This is a genomic window from Chryseobacterium sp. HMWF035, assembly GCF_003094695.1.
Lineage (GTDB): Bacteria > Bacteroidota > Bacteroidia > Flavobacteriales > Weeksellaceae > Chryseobacterium > Chryseobacterium gambrini.
The window spans coordinates 43,814-44,227 of sequence record NZ_QEHP01000142.1 but is presented as its reverse complement, the minus strand read 5'-3'; the positions used below and the strand labels follow the sequence as shown (position 1 = coordinate 44,227).

At 39.9% G+C, this 414-nt stretch carries 1 pseudogene; it reads right to left on the bottom strand.

From position 1 onward, the window contains the following. Positions 1 to 414: pseudogene (locus DD829_RS24010) on the bottom strand (IS5/IS1182 family transposase); the annotation flags it as partial.

Below are 414 nucleotides of genomic sequence, written 5' to 3'. Positions count from 1 at the left end.
CGATTTTCCTTTCGCAATACACGCAACTTGTGGCTCGTGAAGACTGTAAATTTTATCTTTCGTAGTCCGTTCTTGGGTGAGTGCTTTAAGGTAAATTTGAAAAACCTCTTCGTAGCCTTTTAAAATAGTCGAAGGCAGCTTTCTTTCCAGTTCCCGAAGCACCCTTTTGCCGATCGTTCTAAGTTTTTTTCTTGCCATTCTGGCTTTCTTCTTCCTTCTCGGATGATGTCCAAAGTAAGCATCCCTCAGAAGTTGTTTGCTTACTCTCTTGTAGCTTTGTCTTTGGACAACTCCCTCTTTTTCGGCTATTTTTACGCAATTATCAATCACTTTTTTTGCCAGTTTGGCATCAGTAGGAAACGTGATATTCTTCTCCTGAACAGTAGTATCAATCTGAACTTCATCTTCTGTTTT